This window comes from Neisseria sp. P0018.S001 (genome assembly GCF_051957355.1).
GTDB lineage: Bacteria > Pseudomonadota > Gammaproteobacteria > Burkholderiales > Neisseriaceae > Neisseria > Neisseria subflava_A.
Genome location: NZ_JBQCWN010000001.1, coordinates 251143 through 265569, shown reverse-complemented (window position 1 = coordinate 265569; position 14427 = coordinate 251143). Strand labels below are relative to the sequence as shown.

General features: G+C 49.4%; 16 protein-coding genes. 6 read left to right on the top strand and 10 right to left on the bottom strand.

Annotation, left to right across the window (positions count from 1 at the left end):
• Window positions 1-16: 16 nt before the first annotated feature.
• Together ACTHTJ_RS01275 and ACTHTJ_RS01270 are read right to left on the bottom strand one after the other, a co-directional pair.
• Window positions 17-1345, bottom strand: a complete 1329-nt coding sequence (locus tag ACTHTJ_RS01275) for an anaerobic C4-dicarboxylate transporter family protein (RefSeq protein ID WP_070584219.1) — start codon at window positions 1343-1345, stop codon at window positions 17-19.
• Between the two features lie 222 nt (window positions 1346-1567).
• The gene (locus ACTHTJ_RS01270) at window positions 1568-3142 is read right to left on the bottom strand and encodes a glycosyltransferase family 2 protein (protein WP_070584217.1); all 1575 of its coding nucleotides are present in this window, start codon (window positions 3140-3142) and stop codon (window positions 1568-1570) included.
• A gap of 84 nt (window positions 3143-3226) precedes the next feature.
• Here ACTHTJ_RS01270 and ACTHTJ_RS01265 point away from each other — a divergent pair, with 84 nt between their 5' ends.
• Window positions 3227-4192, top strand: a complete 966-nt coding sequence (locus ACTHTJ_RS01265) for a tRNA dihydrouridine synthase (RefSeq protein ID WP_070584215.1) — start codon at window positions 3227-3229, stop codon at window positions 4190-4192.
• Window positions 4193-4233: 41 nt separating this feature from the next.
• Here the strand turns inward: ACTHTJ_RS01265 and ACTHTJ_RS01260 are convergent, their stop codons facing one another.
• From ACTHTJ_RS01260 to ACTHTJ_RS01245, 4 genes are all read right to left on the bottom strand, one after another.
• Window positions 4234-4959, bottom strand: coding sequence for a hypothetical protein (locus ACTHTJ_RS01260; RefSeq protein ID WP_070584213.1), 726 nt, complete (start codon window positions 4957-4959; stop codon window positions 4234-4236).
• Window positions 4960-5117: 158 nt separating this feature from the next.
• A complete protein-coding gene (gene dnrN / locus ACTHTJ_RS01255; protein WP_004519850.1) occupies window positions 5118-5591 on the bottom strand; it encodes an iron-sulfur cluster repair protein DnrN in 474 nt (157 codons plus the stop codon).
• Between the two features lie 182 nt (window positions 5592-5773).
• Window positions 5774-6706, bottom strand: a complete 933-nt coding sequence (locus ACTHTJ_RS01250) for an AEC family transporter (protein ID WP_070584211.1) — start codon at window positions 6704-6706, stop codon at window positions 5774-5776.
• A 93-nt stretch (window positions 6707-6799) separates the two neighbouring features.
• Window positions 6800-7240: a YadA-like family protein gene (locus ACTHTJ_RS01245; RefSeq protein WP_070584209.1), complete on the bottom strand. Its 441-nt coding sequence runs from the start codon at window positions 7238-7240 to the stop codon at window positions 6800-6802.
• 308 nt (window positions 7241-7548) lie between these two features.
• On the opposite strand from ACTHTJ_RS01245, the gene ACTHTJ_RS01240 reads away from it, so the two are divergent.
• Window positions 7549-8304, top strand: coding sequence for a GNAT family N-acetyltransferase (locus tag ACTHTJ_RS01240; protein WP_070584207.1), 756 nt, complete (start codon window positions 7549-7551; stop codon window positions 8302-8304).
• 59 nt (window positions 8305-8363) lie between these two features.
• Window positions 8364-9113, top strand: coding sequence for a lysophospholipid acyltransferase family protein (locus ACTHTJ_RS01235; RefSeq protein ID WP_070584206.1), 750 nt, complete (start codon window positions 8364-8366; stop codon window positions 9111-9113).
• 52 nt (window positions 9114-9165) lie between these two features.
• On the opposite strand, the gene gloA is transcribed toward ACTHTJ_RS01235, so the two are convergent.
• Window positions 9166-9579 (bottom strand): lactoylglutathione lyase, encoded by a 414-nt coding sequence (gene gloA / locus ACTHTJ_RS01230; RefSeq protein WP_039864394.1) that lies wholly within the window; start codon window positions 9577-9579, stop codon window positions 9166-9168.
• A 204-nt stretch (window positions 9580-9783) separates the two neighbouring features.
• On the opposite strand from gloA, the gene ACTHTJ_RS01225 reads away from it, so the two are divergent.
• Both ACTHTJ_RS01225 and ACTHTJ_RS01220 read left to right on the top strand, forming a co-directional pair.
• On the top strand, window positions 9784-10884 hold the full coding sequence (locus ACTHTJ_RS01225) for a conjugal transfer protein (RefSeq protein WP_070584203.1): 1101 nt from the start codon (window positions 9784-9786) through the stop codon (window positions 10882-10884).
• Between the two features lie 86 nt (window positions 10885-10970).
• Window positions 10971-11435: a low molecular weight protein-tyrosine-phosphatase gene (locus ACTHTJ_RS01220; protein WP_070460025.1), complete on the top strand. Its 465-nt coding sequence runs from the start codon at window positions 10971-10973 to the stop codon at window positions 11433-11435.
• 95 nt (window positions 11436-11530) lie between these two features.
• Here ACTHTJ_RS01220 and metW read toward each other — a convergent pair whose 3' ends face one another.
• Window positions 11531-12112 (bottom strand): methionine biosynthesis protein MetW, encoded by a 582-nt coding sequence (gene metW, locus ACTHTJ_RS01215; RefSeq protein WP_004519858.1) that lies wholly within the window; start codon window positions 12110-12112, stop codon window positions 11531-11533.
• Window positions 12109-13248 carry a homoserine O-succinyltransferase MetX gene (gene metX, locus ACTHTJ_RS01210; protein ID WP_070584201.1) on the bottom strand — a complete coding sequence of 380 codons (1140 nt, stop codon included), beginning with the start codon at window positions 13246-13248 and terminating at the stop codon, window positions 12109-12111. The genes metW and metX overlap by 4 nt, the downstream gene beginning before the upstream one ends.
• Before the next feature lie 116 nt (window positions 13249-13364).
• On the opposite strand from metX, the gene ACTHTJ_RS01205 reads away from it, so the two are divergent.
• Window positions 13365-13565 carry a protein MIGRI gene (locus tag ACTHTJ_RS01205; protein WP_003682450.1) on the top strand — a complete coding sequence of 67 codons (201 nt, stop codon included), beginning with the start codon at window positions 13365-13367 and terminating at the stop codon, window positions 13563-13565.
• 68 nt (window positions 13566-13633) lie between these two features.
• Here the strand turns inward: ACTHTJ_RS01205 and nadE are convergent, their stop codons facing one another.
• Window positions 13634-14422: an NAD(+) synthase gene (gene nadE, locus ACTHTJ_RS01200; RefSeq protein ID WP_070584199.1), complete on the bottom strand. Its 789-nt coding sequence runs from the start codon at window positions 14420-14422 to the stop codon at window positions 13634-13636.
• Window positions 14423-14427 lie beyond the last annotated feature (5 nt).

Below are 14427 nucleotides of genomic sequence, written 5' to 3'. Positions count from 1 at the left end.
TTTATTTTTCAGCCTATCAATAATACAGCTGAACCAACAACAAACCGATGGCTAAGCTGAATGCCATGCTCAACAGGCCCGGAATCATGAAGCTGTGGTTGAAGATAAATTTGCCGATTTTGGTCGAGCCGGTTGTATCGAAGTCGATAGCGGCAATAATCGGGCCGTAGTTCGGAATGAAGAAATAACCGTTTACCGCAACGAATGTGCCGATAATGATGGGCGCAGGAATACCCAGTTTGATGGCGATTGGAAATAGCGTTGCCACTGTCGCGCCTTGGCTGTTGACTAATACCGACAAGACAAACAGGGCAAAGGCAAAGGTCCATGGTGCAGACTCAACCAAATGGCTGACGGTCGATTCTACTTCTGTTAAGTGGCCGTTCATCAAGGTATCGCCCAACCAAGCCACGCCAAACACCGCAATCACGGCACGCATACCGGCATGGAATACCGAACCTCGGGTAATCGCATCGCCATTGGGTTTACACGCCAGAATAATCAGCGCAGAAGCAGACAACATCACAATTTCAATCGTATGCGCCATACCCATAGGCTTGATCGCGCCATCGTGTTCAAAAGCCGGACGCAACTCAGGCAATGCACCCATTACCACCACCAGCAATGCCGCAGTCAAGAAAATACCAACCGACAATTTGGCTTTCGGCGAAATGGCGACGTCGGTTTTTTGTTCCTCCACATCGATGTATTCTTTCACATAATTCGGGTCTTTCAGCAAAGCCTGATAATGCGGATCATCTTTCAATTCTTTGCCCAGTTTGTTTACGAACACGCAAGCCAAACCGATACCCAAAATCGTGGACGGAACGGTGACTTTCAACACGTCCGCCATCGTAATGTGCTGCGGCTCAAGCATGGAGACGCAAGCAACAACGGCGGCGGCAATCGGGCTGGCGACAATCGCAAATTGGGAAGCGATAACCGCCATCGTCAACGGACGGGAAGGACGTATGCCATTGCGACGGCTGACTTCGGCAATCACGGGTAAGACCGAGTAAGCCACATGACCTGTACCTGCCAAGACGGTGAAGGTGTAAGTTACCGCCGGCGCGATAAAGGTGATGTATTTCGGATTGCGGTGCAACACGCGCGTGGCAATCTTAATCATATAGTCCAAACCGCCGCTGGCCTGCATGGCCGCCGCGGCAGACACTACCGCCATAATCATCAGCATCACATCAATCGGCGGGCTGGTCGGCTGAAGATGGAAACCAAAAGACAATACGGCCAAGCCGATACCGCCGAGCACGCCCAAACCAATACCGCCAACCTGCGCACCAATCAGGATACACAGCAGCACAATGGCAAACTGGATAAAAAACATAGTTGACATCACAACTCCCAAAATCCGGCCTTAGCCGAAATAAAATTACAAACGGTTGGATTATAGAGTAAACCCTCTTCCATAACCATACTTTACCTAATTATACATACTGATCTATATCAAATAAATAATATTCTCATTTAACCGCTAGGTTTTTAAAAACACAAAAAAGGCCGTCTGAAGATTTTCAGACGGCCTCTATGATTTAAAAAGATGATAAGGCTATTTTCCGGCTACTTCTTCATCTTTTACAAAATCCGATACGCCATGGACACAGCGGATTTTGCGTTCCGACAACGTTGCCTCCAACAAGGCATCGTTTTGCGGCAATGAATCGCGTTCTGCCTCATTGTGCCAGAGGTGGTACGCAATGCCGGCAAATTTCAAATTATGGCGTTTCATACCGTTATGATAGCAACGGGCGACAAATTCGCTGTCTTCCCTGCCCCAACCGACAAAGCTATTGTCAAACCCATTGACGGCAAGCGCATCGCTGCGGAAAAAACCCATATTGCAGGTTTTGATGCCTTTGTGCTTGCGGTTGCCTTTTCGGCCTGCCAATTTGGCCAAACAACGGCAGCGCAGGGCGGACAGCCGTTTTTCTATTCCCGAGCTGAACATAGACAAGGCAGGCAAATCGCCTTCGTCTAAAATATCCTGCGTTTTATCCTTAGTCAAAATCACGCGGGAACCCTGTATCAGACGTCCTTTGCGGGCAATCTTCAAATGATCGGCGATAAAAGACGGATCCAAAACCATATCGCCGTCAATCAACACAATATAATCGCTTTTCGCCTGCGCCAGCGCACGGTTGCGCGATTCGGCGGCACGAAAGCCTCTATCCGGCTGCCATGAATGTTTGATCGGAATGCTTGTCCTACGGCGGATAAAATCAACCACTTCGGTGGTTTCCTGCCTTGAGCCGTCATCTGCGACAATAATCTCATCCGGCAGACGGGTTTGCGATAAAGCCGATTTCAACACCAGCTCCAGAGCATCAGGGCGGTTGTAAGTGGTGATGATGAGGGAGACGGTTATCGTGCGGTTGCGCTCGTAGAGTTTGACATATTTGTAATACGAACCTTGTGCATTGGAAACTGAAATCGTCAGCCCGTCCGCCCCATAGGCAAAACCGCGCTTGAGCAGGTAATTTTTCACAAACGATACGCCGCCATGCAGCAAAGCCTTAAACGGCGAACTGTCTTTCTTGAAGCGGTTTTCTTCCGCATACAGCGAACTGTACTGCTGCATTTTCTGAATCAGCCCTTCGGCGTTTTCAAAAGAATAATGTTTCAGACGGCCATCAAGTTGTTTAATCTTAGCTTCCTGCGGCAACACCAAAGATTCATGCACCTGACGGTCGGAAAAACGGGTAAATCTGCGATGATAAAGGCGTGGAATAATATCCGGATACCAACCGCAGCCTTTAATCAGTCTGCCGTGGTAATGGTTCAGACGGGAAAGCGAAAAAATATGTTCCTTCTCATTTTCCAAAACGGCCCCATGAATGGATTCGATTAAAGCCTCATCCGCCACTTCATCGCTGTCTATGCTGAAAATCCAATCGTTTTGCGCCAGTCTGGCCGCCAGATTTTTCATCGGGCCAAACCCGATAAAGTCATGCTTGTAATAGCTGACATTGGGAAAGCCCTTGGCAATTTCAAAAGTACGGTCGGTCGAGCCGTTGTCCAACAGCAGGACTTCGTCAAAGTCTTTCAGCGCACTCAAAACTTCTGAAAGATAACGTTCTGAATTTTTTACCAACATGGCGGCGGTTGCCGGAATTGTGTACATCATAAAAAGGCCGTCTGAAAAAGGAAGCTGTATTTTAACCGATATACCGCTACAATATGTCCTCCTTTTTTTCAGACGGCCTGACCCATGCAGCTTATTCTTGCCCCCATGCAGGGGCTGGTGGACGATGTGATGCGCGACCTGTTGACGCGTATCGGCGGATTTGACGAATGCGTCAGCGAATTTGTCCGCATTACGCACACGGTCCACTCACGCGCCACTTGGCTTAAATATGTTCCCGAAATCGCCCATGCCAACCGCACGCCGGCCGGCACGCCCTGTACTGTCCAGCTTTTGGGCAGCGATGCGGAAAACATGGCCGTCAACGCTTTGGAAGCCGTGCGTTTCGGTGCGGACAAAATCGACCTCAACTTCGGCTGCCCCGCGCCGACAGTCAATAAACACAAAGGCGGTGCGGTCTTGCTCAAAGAGCCGGACTTGATTTACCACATCGTCCACACCCTGCGCCAACGCCTGCCGCAATACATTCCGTTGACTGCCAAGATGCGGCTCGGTTATGAAGACAAAAGTCTGGCATTGGAATGCGCTTCTGCGATTGAAAACGGCGGCGCATGCGCGTTGACCGTCCATGCGCGCACCAAAGTCGAAGGCTACGAACCGCCGGCACATTGGGAATGGGTGCGCAAAATCCGCGATGCAGTCAGTATTCCCGTTACCGCCAACGGCGATGTATTCAGCCTTCAAGACTATCTCGACATTAAAACCGTCAGCGGCTGCGACAGCGTGATGCTCGGGCGCGGCGCGGTTATCCGCCCCGACTTGGCTCGGCAAATCAAACAATATGAAAACGGCGAAACAGTCAAAGACACTGACTTTGCCGAAGTCTCCTCATGGATAGTCCAATTCTTCGACTTATGCCTTTCCAAAGAAGCCAACAACAAATATCCAGTTGCCCGTTTGAAACAATGGCTGGGCATGATGAAAAAAGAGTTTGAACAGGCGCAGGTATTGTTTGACCGCATCCGCGCCGTCAAAGAAGCGGATGAAGTAAAACAGATTCTGCTGTCGTTTGAACAAGAAATGCATTCATGATTCAAAAAGGCCGTCTGAATTTCAGACGGCCTTTGATTTCATCACCTACATACATAATCAGCCAACAGTCTGCCTTTTTCCGCACTGGCTGCATTAGCCATATTCACCTGTCTGGTCTCAGGGCCATTCTTGGATTTCAGGGCTTCACCATATTTTCTGGCAAACTCTTTATTGGCACTGGTCACTCTTGACTCAGTGGAATCCAATATAAACCCGTCTTGCTCATATTTGCCTTGCGCAGTAATAATCAAGATATTTTCAGGTGAAGGATAATCCGGAAAATTAACATAGTTGGTAACCAGCTTGTAGGAAACGCCTTTGCCGTGTTTCATATCCTGACAGATGCCGTTAGGCGCGGTAAAGATCGCATGTCCGATCCGACCACGTCCGAAATCGTAAAAATCGATTCTCTTAGCAGAAGCCAATAGTTTTCTATCGTTGCCGTCATTGATATTTAATGACTTGCCGTTTACCAAAAACAGGGTTGGCAACAAGGGGGTGCCATGAGAGGCTTCCAAATTATATGCTTCTCCCAACAGCTTGCCCTGACGATACACAGTCAAGACAGGCTTTTTCAGACCATTTTCCGGATTGCCGGTTTTCTTAAAAGAAATCTTCTGAACCACATTGCCAAATTCATAATAAGGCCGCGACTGCACGCCTGTTTTCGTATCCTGCAAGGCGCTCCAGCTGCCGTCCGTCGTTTGGGCGCACGCAGTCAGAGCAACAAACAGAATACCCGATAGTAAAACTTTAGAATGTTTCATTCATAAACTCCTTCTCAAGTAAACAAAAGAACGGATGTGTGCCTTTACTGCCTAATTTTGTTTCTTTGTTAAAATTTTAGAACCATTGCACTAAATTAGCAAGGGATTAAACAACAGGCCGTCTGAACATTCAGACGGCCTTGATTAAGCTCAAATTTTTAAGAAGCCAAAACGCGGTGGAACAAAATCTCATTTTCCAAATGGATATGGTCTTTCAAATCATCCACCATCTCTTTGGCCAAAGTGTACAAACGGGTCCAGCTGCCGCAAGCGCCTTCGGGAAGCTCAAAATTGTTGGTCAATTCTTCCAAACGCGCGATGGCTTGGTCGTGTTCTTCATGCTCGTGCATCATCACGCTGATGGGCATTGCCGCGCCACGACCCACGCCCTGATTAATCATTGGGAACAACATGCGCTCCTCTTTCATCATGTGCATCAACAGCTCGTTTTGCATATAGGCCAACAAATCAGGAACTTCGGCAGGGAAAGTATCAGCATGAACCTGCGCCACTTTTTGCGCCAGCGGAACCAACTCTTCAAACTGGGCGCGGTGGACATTGTGGTAACGCTGCAAAATATGGTCAATGGTGGAATTGAAAGGTGCGGTTTCCCAAACGGTAAAGTCGGTCATGGCTGTGTTCCTTTAAAGATTGATATTGGATGAATGTTAGGCATAAGGATACACGCTGCTTGCGGCTTTGTATAGTTTTTTAATTGCTTAATTAATTGATAATAAAAGTTATTTTCAAAATTAAAATACCAAACAGGCCGTCTGAAACATAAAGTCAAAGTTTCAGACGGCCTGCCCTTTTCTTAAATAATCCAACGATATAACGCAATCATCACCGGCATGGTTACCACACAAAGCAAGGTCGTCAGTCCATAAATCGCGCTGGCTTTTTGGGCATTTTTGCCGTAAACAACCGCCATTTGGGTAACCGTCGCAGCTGCAGGCGAAGTCGTTGCCAAAAAGCTGATTAAAACAACCGTATCCGCATGCGCATCATGATGGGCAAAACCGCAGACTTTGACGGCAAAAAGCAATAATACCGGAATCAAAATCAGCCTTAAAAAAGCAACAAGATAAAGCCTTGGCGTCCACATAATCGAGCGCAACGGCAGAGAAGCCAAAAGCATGCCCGCCACCAACATGGCAACTGGGCCAATCATACTGCCCACCGTCGCCAAAGTATTATCGACAATATGCGGCAGCTTGATTTGGAAGGTAAACATCAGCAACCCGACTAGCATAGATAAGATGTTGATATTGGTAAGAATGGTTTTCCAAGCCACATTGCCTCGGCCGCAAATCAACAGGCGCAGATGCGTCCAAAATAAAAACGTCTGCACCATGATAAAACCGCTGGTGTAAATCACCCATTCCGCACCAAAGACCGACATTACCAAAGGGATAATCAGGTTGCCCGAATTGCTGTACACCGTCGCCGCGTGTTCGAGCGCATCGAGTTTGAACAAGTGCTTAAACAACCTGCCCAGAACAATCAGTACCACATGGAAAAACACCGCCAGCATGACGGAAAGCTTCAGCCCTTCGATAATCTGCGGCGTATTATCCATCTGAAAAGCGTGAATCATGACGGACGGGCTGATCAGGTAAAGCGCGATGACGGAGAGCGTGTAGCTGTTTTCCGATTTCAACAGCCCGGCCTTCACCAAGGCCACGCCCATCAAAACAATCAGCGTCAGCTCGGTAATTTTTCCGGCAAGCAGGAAAGAGGTTTCCATAATAAAAAAGCGGTAAAAACGTTGATTTTACGCTTCTACCGCTTCGCATACCAAATTCAGACGGCCTCAACATTCAAGGCCATCTGAAATTTTCTACCACAGATAAGTTACGCTGGCTCCACCGCCTGCACCACCCTTAGATGCGCCAACAGCCGAACCTTTCACCAGCCATTTGCCGCTGGCGGATACTTTCGACACTCCGACAGCAAAACCGGCCTTTCCGCGCCAAACGCCGCTGCCAATGGATACCGCACCCTGTCCCGGCTGATAAGCTTGTCCCAGATTACCCACCGCAATCGCAGCGGCAGAGCCGGCATCAGCACGGTCTTCCAGTTTTTTCATTTCTACGCGTGTTTCAGCGCGTATCTGATTGATTTGAGCGGCTACTGCCGACTCTTTTTGCTGACTGTCGGCCTGCCATCTTTCCGCAAGCCTTTTGACCTGAGCCACATTAATACCTCCGTCCGCATACGCAGTACCGAAAAAAAGCGCTAAAGCCAAACACAAAGGACTGAGCGATACATTTAGTTTCATCTTTATATTCTCCATTTTTTAAATATTAAAAATATCTCGTTCAATCAAATTAATACTTTTGAACTAGTTATATTGTATATATTTTTATTCTTATATTAAATAGTTTGGATAAATATTTTGATTTGTGTCATAAATTTCAAACATCCTGGCAAATGTTCCTGGCCATCTTTCTAAACAACCATCAGTTTCAGACGGCCTGAAGCCTTTTTCCAACAACCCGACATAATTTGCCCTACCGCAAAGCAAATCAATATAAATCTGTCCGTATATCCGCTATAATCAGCCATTTTCTTCAAACAGGAAACATCATGTCCCCCAGCCGTTTCAATCAAACGGGCCCCAAAATCGGCCTGAGCGTACGCCTTGCAGAAACCCAAGCTGAAATCGAAGCCGCCCAAAGATTGCGCTATCAGGTTTTTGCCCAAGAATTGGGTGCGGAAATCGAAAGCGATGACGGCCGCGATGTCGATCCTTATGATGAGCATTGCCACCACTTGCTCGCGTTTGACGATGCAACCGGCGAGGTAATCGGCTGTTACCGCCTGATTACCGAAGAAACCGCAAAAAAAGTCGGCGGCTGGTACAGCGAGCATGAATTCGACCTTGAACCTTTGAAAGATATCCTGCCGCAAACCGTCGAACTCGGCCGTGCCTGCACCCACCCGGACTACCGCAACGGCGGCTTGGTCATGCTGTTATGGACCGGTTTGGTCAAATTCATGAAAGACGAAAACCTGCGCTTTATGATTGGTTGCGGCAGTATCGAAATGCGCGACGGCGGCAACGATGCGGCCGGCCTGTATCATACTTTGAAAGACAAATACCTTGCTCCGGCACAATGGCGCGTCAAACCGCTCAACCCGCTCAAATGGGACAGCATCACGCCGTCTGAAAATCCGCCTGTGCCCGCCCTGATCAAAGGCTATCTCAAAGCAGGCGCGTGGTTCTGTGGCGAGCCTTGCGTCGATGAAGCATTCAACTGCGCAGATGTGCTGATCATGATGGACATCAGCCACCTTTCCGACCGCTACTTGCAGCGTTTTGCCCCTAAAACCGATTCATAATAAAAGGCCGTCTGAAACTTCAGACGGCCTGCCTAATCTTTATAAAAAAAACACACACAATGACTACCAAAATCCGTTTTATCTTCCGTCTTCTCTGCATTGCCGGCTGCCTTTTGTACGGCATGGCCGAAATGTTTTTTCTGTTTCCCTTTTACAGCAGCAAACGCAAACTGCGCGCGATCCAATTATGGTCGCTGCGCGTGCTCGCTTCCTGCGGCATGAAACTGCAAACTTTCGGCACGCCGCCGCAAGAAGGCCGCGGCCAGATGCTTATCAGCAACCATATTTCATGGTTGGACATTATGGCGGTCAACGGTGCTTTCCCCGGCCGTTTTGTGGCTAAAGACGATGTGGCCAAATGGCCTGTGGTCGGTTATCTCGCCACACAGGCGCAAACGGTTTACGTTTCGCGCAACCGCGGCATCAAAGGCAATTCCGCCAAAATCGCCGGCGTAACCGAAGCACTGAAAAACGGCGATACCGTCACTATTTTTCCCGAAGGTACCAGTACCGAAGGCCGTGAAATCCTGCCGTTCAAACCCAGCTTTTTTCAGACGGCCTATGATGCAGGCGTACCGATTATTCCGGCACTCTGCCGCTATCCGAATCCGGACGGCAGCAGCCCCAATCCGCACACTGCCTACTACGGCGACATCAGCCTCTGGCAATCCATCTGCATGGTCATCAGCCAACCTTCCAGCATGGTCGAGCTGCATTTCCTCGATCCGATTGAAGCGGGAGAAGACCGCTATGCTACCGCGCTTCACGTACACGCCCTGTTGAGCGAAAAGCAAAAACAGTTGGGCTGATCAAAAAAAGGCCGTCTGAATGTTCAGACGGCCTTTTCCATTATCTTATGTCTTAAGATGAATATTGTACCGAATCGCTACCACTTTTCTTTTGAATAAATTCAATTTTGTAGCCGTCCGGATCTTCGACAAACGCAATCACAGTCGTGCCGTGTTTCATCGGACCGGCTTCGCGTACCACTTTGCCACCCATTTCTTTGACACGTTCGCACGCGGCGTAAGCATCATCGACTTCAATCGCGATGTGGCCGTAAGCATCGCCCAAGTTGTAAGACTCGGTATCCCAGTTGTGGGTCAGTTCCAAAACAGTATGATCCGCTTCATCGCCATAACCGACAAAAGCCAAAGTAAAACGGCCTTCAGGATAATCGCGGCGGCGCAGCAGTTGCATATTCAATACGTTTTGATAGAAATCCAAAGAGCGTTCGAGATTGCCGACACGCAGCATAGTATGAAGCAAGCGCATGATTTTGTTCCTTTCTGAATTATGTTTGGTCATGGATTATAACACATCGGGCACCATCCTCTTCAGCCTCAAAATACCGACACTGAAACTGCATAAAAATGAAGCACACACCCTGCCGTCATTTGAATTTCATGTATTAACAAGCACACCGACTGACTAAATTGCTATAATCGCCACACTTACAACACAACACTTCAAACCGTCATGAAAACCTTTGTTCTTCCAGATACCCGCCCTTATCCGCAGAGCCCTATCAAAAACTACCTTCTGCTCAATGCCTATCAGCTGGCGCACAACTCCTCCTCCGCATCACGCAAGCTTTCGGCCGGCCAACTTCAAACCGAAATCCGCACCATGCTCAGCCAAAACCATTACATCAACCTTTCATTGGCGATGACCATGGCGCCCGATGTCGGCACTTACACCAGCCTGATTCAAAGCGTGGGCGAAGTCCTGAAGGCAGAAAACGATAACGAAGCCCAATGGTTTGCCCTGCCTGTCGTTTTGGTCGCCGGTTGCAAAAAAGAACAAACCCTGCCGCTTACGCTGCCTACCGAAGCCCTCTTCGCCTGCCTGCAAAACTACCCCAACCTGCGTGCCCTCACGCAAAACACGCAATGGCTGCCTTACCTCGTCCAATCGACCGATTTGAGCAGCGTTACCCCGGGCGAATGGTTCCAAGCCAAGCAAAACGATGAAGTGGCAGGCGCATTCCTGCAAAAATTCGAATACAAACCATTGACGCTGCCCGAAGGTCAATCCGTCCATGTTGTTTACGCGCTGGGCTACGGCAATAAAGACATTCAGACGGCCTTGGGTCTAAACCTGCAACAGGCAGGCCTGCCATTGATGCAGGTTTGGCAAGAGCATCTCGCCCTCGACGGCGTTACCCTCTTTACTAACCCGCTCTCGCCCAATACGCCGCTTGACGCGCTGACCGATGGCAACCACACCCGCCAACGCATGGCCATGGACGTTTTTGCCACCAACGCCATCCGCGCCATCCGTATGCAAAGCCCGCGTGTCGGCGTTGTTGCCGCAGCCAAGGCGGACGGCAAGCTCCAGTTCAGCTTCAACGCGACAGACAGCGCGTTTGAAATCGTTCCACAGACCTTCACTTGGGAGCTGGCTTCAACCGACAATATCGCCATCGTTCAGCAAAACTTCCTCGACCTGATGGCCGAATGCCGAATCGAGCACCTCTACCTGCTGCACAACCCATTGGGCGAAAACGAGAACATCCCGACTTATGCCCAAGCGTTGAAACTGGAAGGCCATAATCCTTTCTTCAGCAATGTAAACTAAATTGAAAATGCAACACGCCAAGGCCGTCTGAAAACGGTTTAACGTGTTGCATTGATTTTCAAACCTTACCGCTCATTTTCACGCATATGAAAACCCACAAAATCCTTTTCGTCTGCCTCGGCAACATCTGCCGCTCCCCCATGGCCGAATACGTCCTGCGCCATCGCGCCCGCGAAGCAGGCATGGGCAATGCTGTCATTACTGCCAGCGTAGGCACATCAGGTTGGCACGACGGAGAAGACATGCACGAAGGCACGCGCCGCGCACTCAAGCAACACGGCATCGACCCGTCAGGCTTTACCAGCAGCAAAATCAAACCCAGCGATGCCGAGCATTTCGACTACATCATCGTGATGGACGACAACAACCTCAGAGAAACTGAAAAGCAGCTCGGTTTCCACCCTGGCAAAATCTTCAAACTGACCGACCTTATCCCCGATTCAGGGTACAACCACGTTCCCGATCCGTGGTACACGGGCGACTTTGACGAAACCTACCGTCTGGTCGATGCCGGCAGTTTGGCCTTGTTGGAAAAATTGAAACAGGCTTAAACCGACTTTAACAATAAAAGGCCGTCTGAACAGCTATCCGCAAAAGCCATGCTTTCGTGATTACCTGTTCAGACGGCCTTTATTGATAACCGCAATCAACCTACGCGATAAAACGCCAGGCTGCCCAATAAATTCGGCAGATGTTTGACCTGCCGGTTGCCCGTCATGACCGCACGCTCAAGCACGCGGATTTTATTTTTGGCACACAGCAAATCAAAGTCTTTGAGGGTACACCAATGGATATTGGGCGTATCGTACCAATGATACGGCATCCGCTCGGAAACCGGCATATGGCCGCCGACCGCGATTTGAAAGCGGTTGCGCCAGTAGCCGAAGTTAGGGAAGCTGACAATAGCCTGCTTGGCCACGCGCATCAGGCAGCGCAGGATTTTTTCCGTGTTCTGCATCGCCTGAATGGTTTGGCTCAAGACAATCACATCAAAACTTTGATCACCAAAAGCCACCAAACCTTCTTCCAAATCGGCTTGAATGACGTTCACACCGCGGGATATAGCAGCAATCACGCTATCGGTATCGATTTCAACACCGTAGCCGGTGCAATTTTTATGTTCCACCAACGCAGCCAACAGCTCGCCGTCGCCGCAGCCTAAATCAAGTACTCGGCTGCCTTCGGGTATCCAATCGTAAATGAGTTGCAAATCGTCGCGCAGATTCATTTTTGGCAGTCCTTGTAAACGTTGTTCATATAAGCGGCAACCGCGCGGATATAGGCTTCGTCTTCCATCAAGAAGGCATCGTGGCCGTGATTGGATTTGACTTCAATGTACTGCACGGATTTTTGCGCGGCGATTAATGCCTTGACCAATTCATGCGAACGTTGCGGCGAGAAGCGCCAGTCGGTACTGAAGCTGGCAACAAAGAATTTGGCCTGCACATTCTCCACGGCGCGCGTGAGGTTGTGGCCGTAATCTGCGGCCGGGTCGAAGTAGTCAAGCGCCTTGGTCATCAGCAGATAAGTGTTGGCATCAAAGCGGCCGACAAACTTGTCGCCTTGATAGCGAAGATAAGATTCCACTTCAAATTCAACACCGTAGCCGTATTGATAACCGTCTGATTTTAAATCACGGCCAAATTTTTTACCCAAGCCATCTTCGGCAAGATAGGTAATGTGCCCCATCATGCGCGCGATACGCAAACCGCGTGAAGGAACGGTATGATGGCTGCGGTAATTGCCTTCATGGAAATCGGGATCGGTCAAAATGGCCTGACGGGCAACATCGTTAAACGCGATGTTTTGAGTGGAAAGTTTAGGCGCAGAAGCGATGACGAGCGCGTGGGCAACGCGTTCAGGCAAAGAAATCGTCCATTGCAATGCCTGCATACCGCCCAAACTGCCGCCGACAATGGCCGCCCATTTTTGAATGCCGAGATAATCGGCAAGCATGGATTGGGACTTCACCCAGTCTTTGACGGTTACGACGGGGAAATCCGCGCCATATTCGCGGCCGGTTTCAGGATTTTCGGACAAAGGGCCGGTACTGCCGTCGCAGCCGCCCAAGTTGTTCAAACCGACAACGAAAAAGCGTTCGGTATCGATGGGTTTGCCGGGGCCGACCATATTGTCCCACCAGCCGGCGTATTTATCCTCCGCACTGTGCTTGCCGGCAACGTGATGATTGCCTGACAGGGCGTGGCAGATAAGGACGGCATTACTTTTGTCGGCATTGAGCGTACCGTAGGTTTCAATCATCAGGTCGAAACGAGGTAAGGTTTTGCCGTTTTCCAGAGCAAGCGGTGTGTCAAACGGGATTTTCTGGGGCGTTACAATGCCCACTGAGGCATTTGTTGTCATTTGTAATTTCCAAGTGAAGCGGCAAAAGGGGTATTATAACGTTTCGTTTTTGTTTTGTGCATGAGGCTTCAGACGGCCTGCCCTAATTAGAGGCAATATTTTTGAGAGGATGTAGAATGATAGGCAGGCTTTTGCGATTTTTTTTCTTTTGCGCCATAGCGGCATTGATTGTGAACCGTTTGTTCAGCCGCAAACAAAAGCGCACCATTCGGGAAATCGCCAAAATCAGCGCGTGGGTATTGCTGGGCGCGGCGGCCGCTACGCTGTTTTGGTATCTGATGATGCTGTTTTTCAAGCATATTCCTAATTCTTATTGAAATAAAATATAAAAGGCCGTCTGAAAACCTTAATCCAGCGTTTTCAGACGGCCTTTTGATGTTCAAATTTAAAACAGCTCTTCCGGAATCTTGCAAACCGGAATCGGATTGACTTTGTGCTGCATGGCTTTGTGCAATCGGGTATAGATTGCCAAAACTTCGCGCTGTCTGCCTTCAAAATCTTCAGGCTTGTGGCTGTCGTACACACTCATCGCCCATTCGAGTTCGGGATAAGATGCGCCCATTTGTTCTTCATCGGTACGCTCGGTATCCCAAAGTCCGTCCGTCGGTACGGCTTTTTGAATATCCTCCGATACATCCAACTCGGCTGCCAACGCGTACACCTGAGTTTTGGTCAAATCGGCAATCGGGCTGATGTCCACGCCGCCGTCGCCGTATTTGGTGAAGAAACCGACGCCGAAATCTTCAATTTTGTTGCCCGTCCCCGCCACCAACAAACCATGCAACTGGCCGTAATAATACAGCGTCGTCATGCGAAGGCGGCTGCGTGCATTGGCCAGTGCCAGCTGTTTATTGGAAAATTCGGTTTCGCTGACGTCAACGGTATCGGCAAACGTATCGAACGCCGGAGTCAAATCAACGCTTTGCGCTTTTACATTCGGATAACGCTGTTTCAGACGGCCCATGTGTTCTTGCGCGCGGTTTACTTGGTCGGATTTCTGACGAATCGGCATTTCCAACAACAAAACCGACAAACCGGTTTGCGCGGCAAGTGTGGAAACCACGGCAGAATCGATGCCGCCGGATACGCCGACGACAAAACCTTTGGCACGCGCCTGCTCGGCGTAATCTTTGAGCCATTGAACAATATGGCGGATGATGGCTTGGGTTTGCATAGGGA

What these genes read in the sequence shown, in the direction of transcription:
- ACTHTJ_RS01275 (WP_070584219.1), bottom strand. Translation starts at nt 1,345, where the DNA reads ATGTTTTTTATCCAGTTTGCCATTGTGCTGCTGTGTATCCTGATTGGT.
- ACTHTJ_RS01270 (WP_070584217.1), bottom strand. Translation starts at nt 3,142, where the DNA reads ATGATGTACACAATTCCGGCAACCGCCGCCATGTTGGTAAAAAATTCA.
- ACTHTJ_RS01265 (WP_070584215.1), top strand. Translation starts at nt 3,227, where the DNA reads ATGCAGCTTATTCTTGCCCCCATGCAGGGGCTGGTGGACGATGTGATG.
- ACTHTJ_RS01260 (WP_070584213.1), bottom strand. Translation starts at nt 4,959, where the DNA reads ATGAAACATTCTAAAGTTTTACTATCGGGTATTCTGTTTGTTGCTCTG.
- dnrN (WP_004519850.1), bottom strand. Translation starts at nt 5,591, where the DNA reads ATGACCGACTTTACCGTTTGGGAAACCGCACCTTTCAATTCCACCATT.
- ACTHTJ_RS01250 (WP_070584211.1), bottom strand. Translation starts at nt 6,706, where the DNA reads ATGGAAACCTCTTTCCTGCTTGCCGGAAAAATTACCGAGCTGACGCTG.
- ACTHTJ_RS01245 (WP_070584209.1), bottom strand. Translation starts at nt 7,240, where the DNA reads ATGAAACTAAATGTATCGCTCAGTCCTTTGTGTTTGGCTTTAGCGCTT.
- ACTHTJ_RS01240 (WP_070584207.1), top strand. Translation starts at nt 7,549, where the DNA reads ATGTCCCCCAGCCGTTTCAATCAAACGGGCCCCAAAATCGGCCTGAGC.
- ACTHTJ_RS01235 (WP_070584206.1), top strand. Translation starts at nt 8,364, where the DNA reads ATGACTACCAAAATCCGTTTTATCTTCCGTCTTCTCTGCATTGCCGGC.
- gloA (WP_039864394.1), bottom strand. Translation starts at nt 9,579, where the DNA reads ATGCGCTTGCTTCATACTATGCTGCGTGTCGGCAATCTCGAACGCTCT.
- ACTHTJ_RS01225 (WP_070584203.1), top strand. Translation starts at nt 9,784, where the DNA reads ATGAAAACCTTTGTTCTTCCAGATACCCGCCCTTATCCGCAGAGCCCT.
- ACTHTJ_RS01220 (WP_070460025.1), top strand. Translation starts at nt 10,971, where the DNA reads ATGAAAACCCACAAAATCCTTTTCGTCTGCCTCGGCAACATCTGCCGC.
- metW (WP_004519858.1), bottom strand. Translation starts at nt 12,112, where the DNA reads ATGAATCTGCGCGACGATTTGCAACTCATTTACGATTGGATACCCGAA.
- metX (WP_070584201.1), bottom strand. Translation starts at nt 13,248, where the DNA reads ATGACAACAAATGCCTCAGTGGGCATTGTAACGCCCCAGAAAATCCCG.
- ACTHTJ_RS01205 (WP_003682450.1), top strand. Translation starts at nt 13,365, where the DNA reads ATGATAGGCAGGCTTTTGCGATTTTTTTTCTTTTGCGCCATAGCGGCA.
- nadE (WP_070584199.1), bottom strand. Translation starts at nt 14,422, where the DNA reads ATGCAAACCCAAGCCATCATCCGCCATATTGTTCAATGGCTCAAAGAT.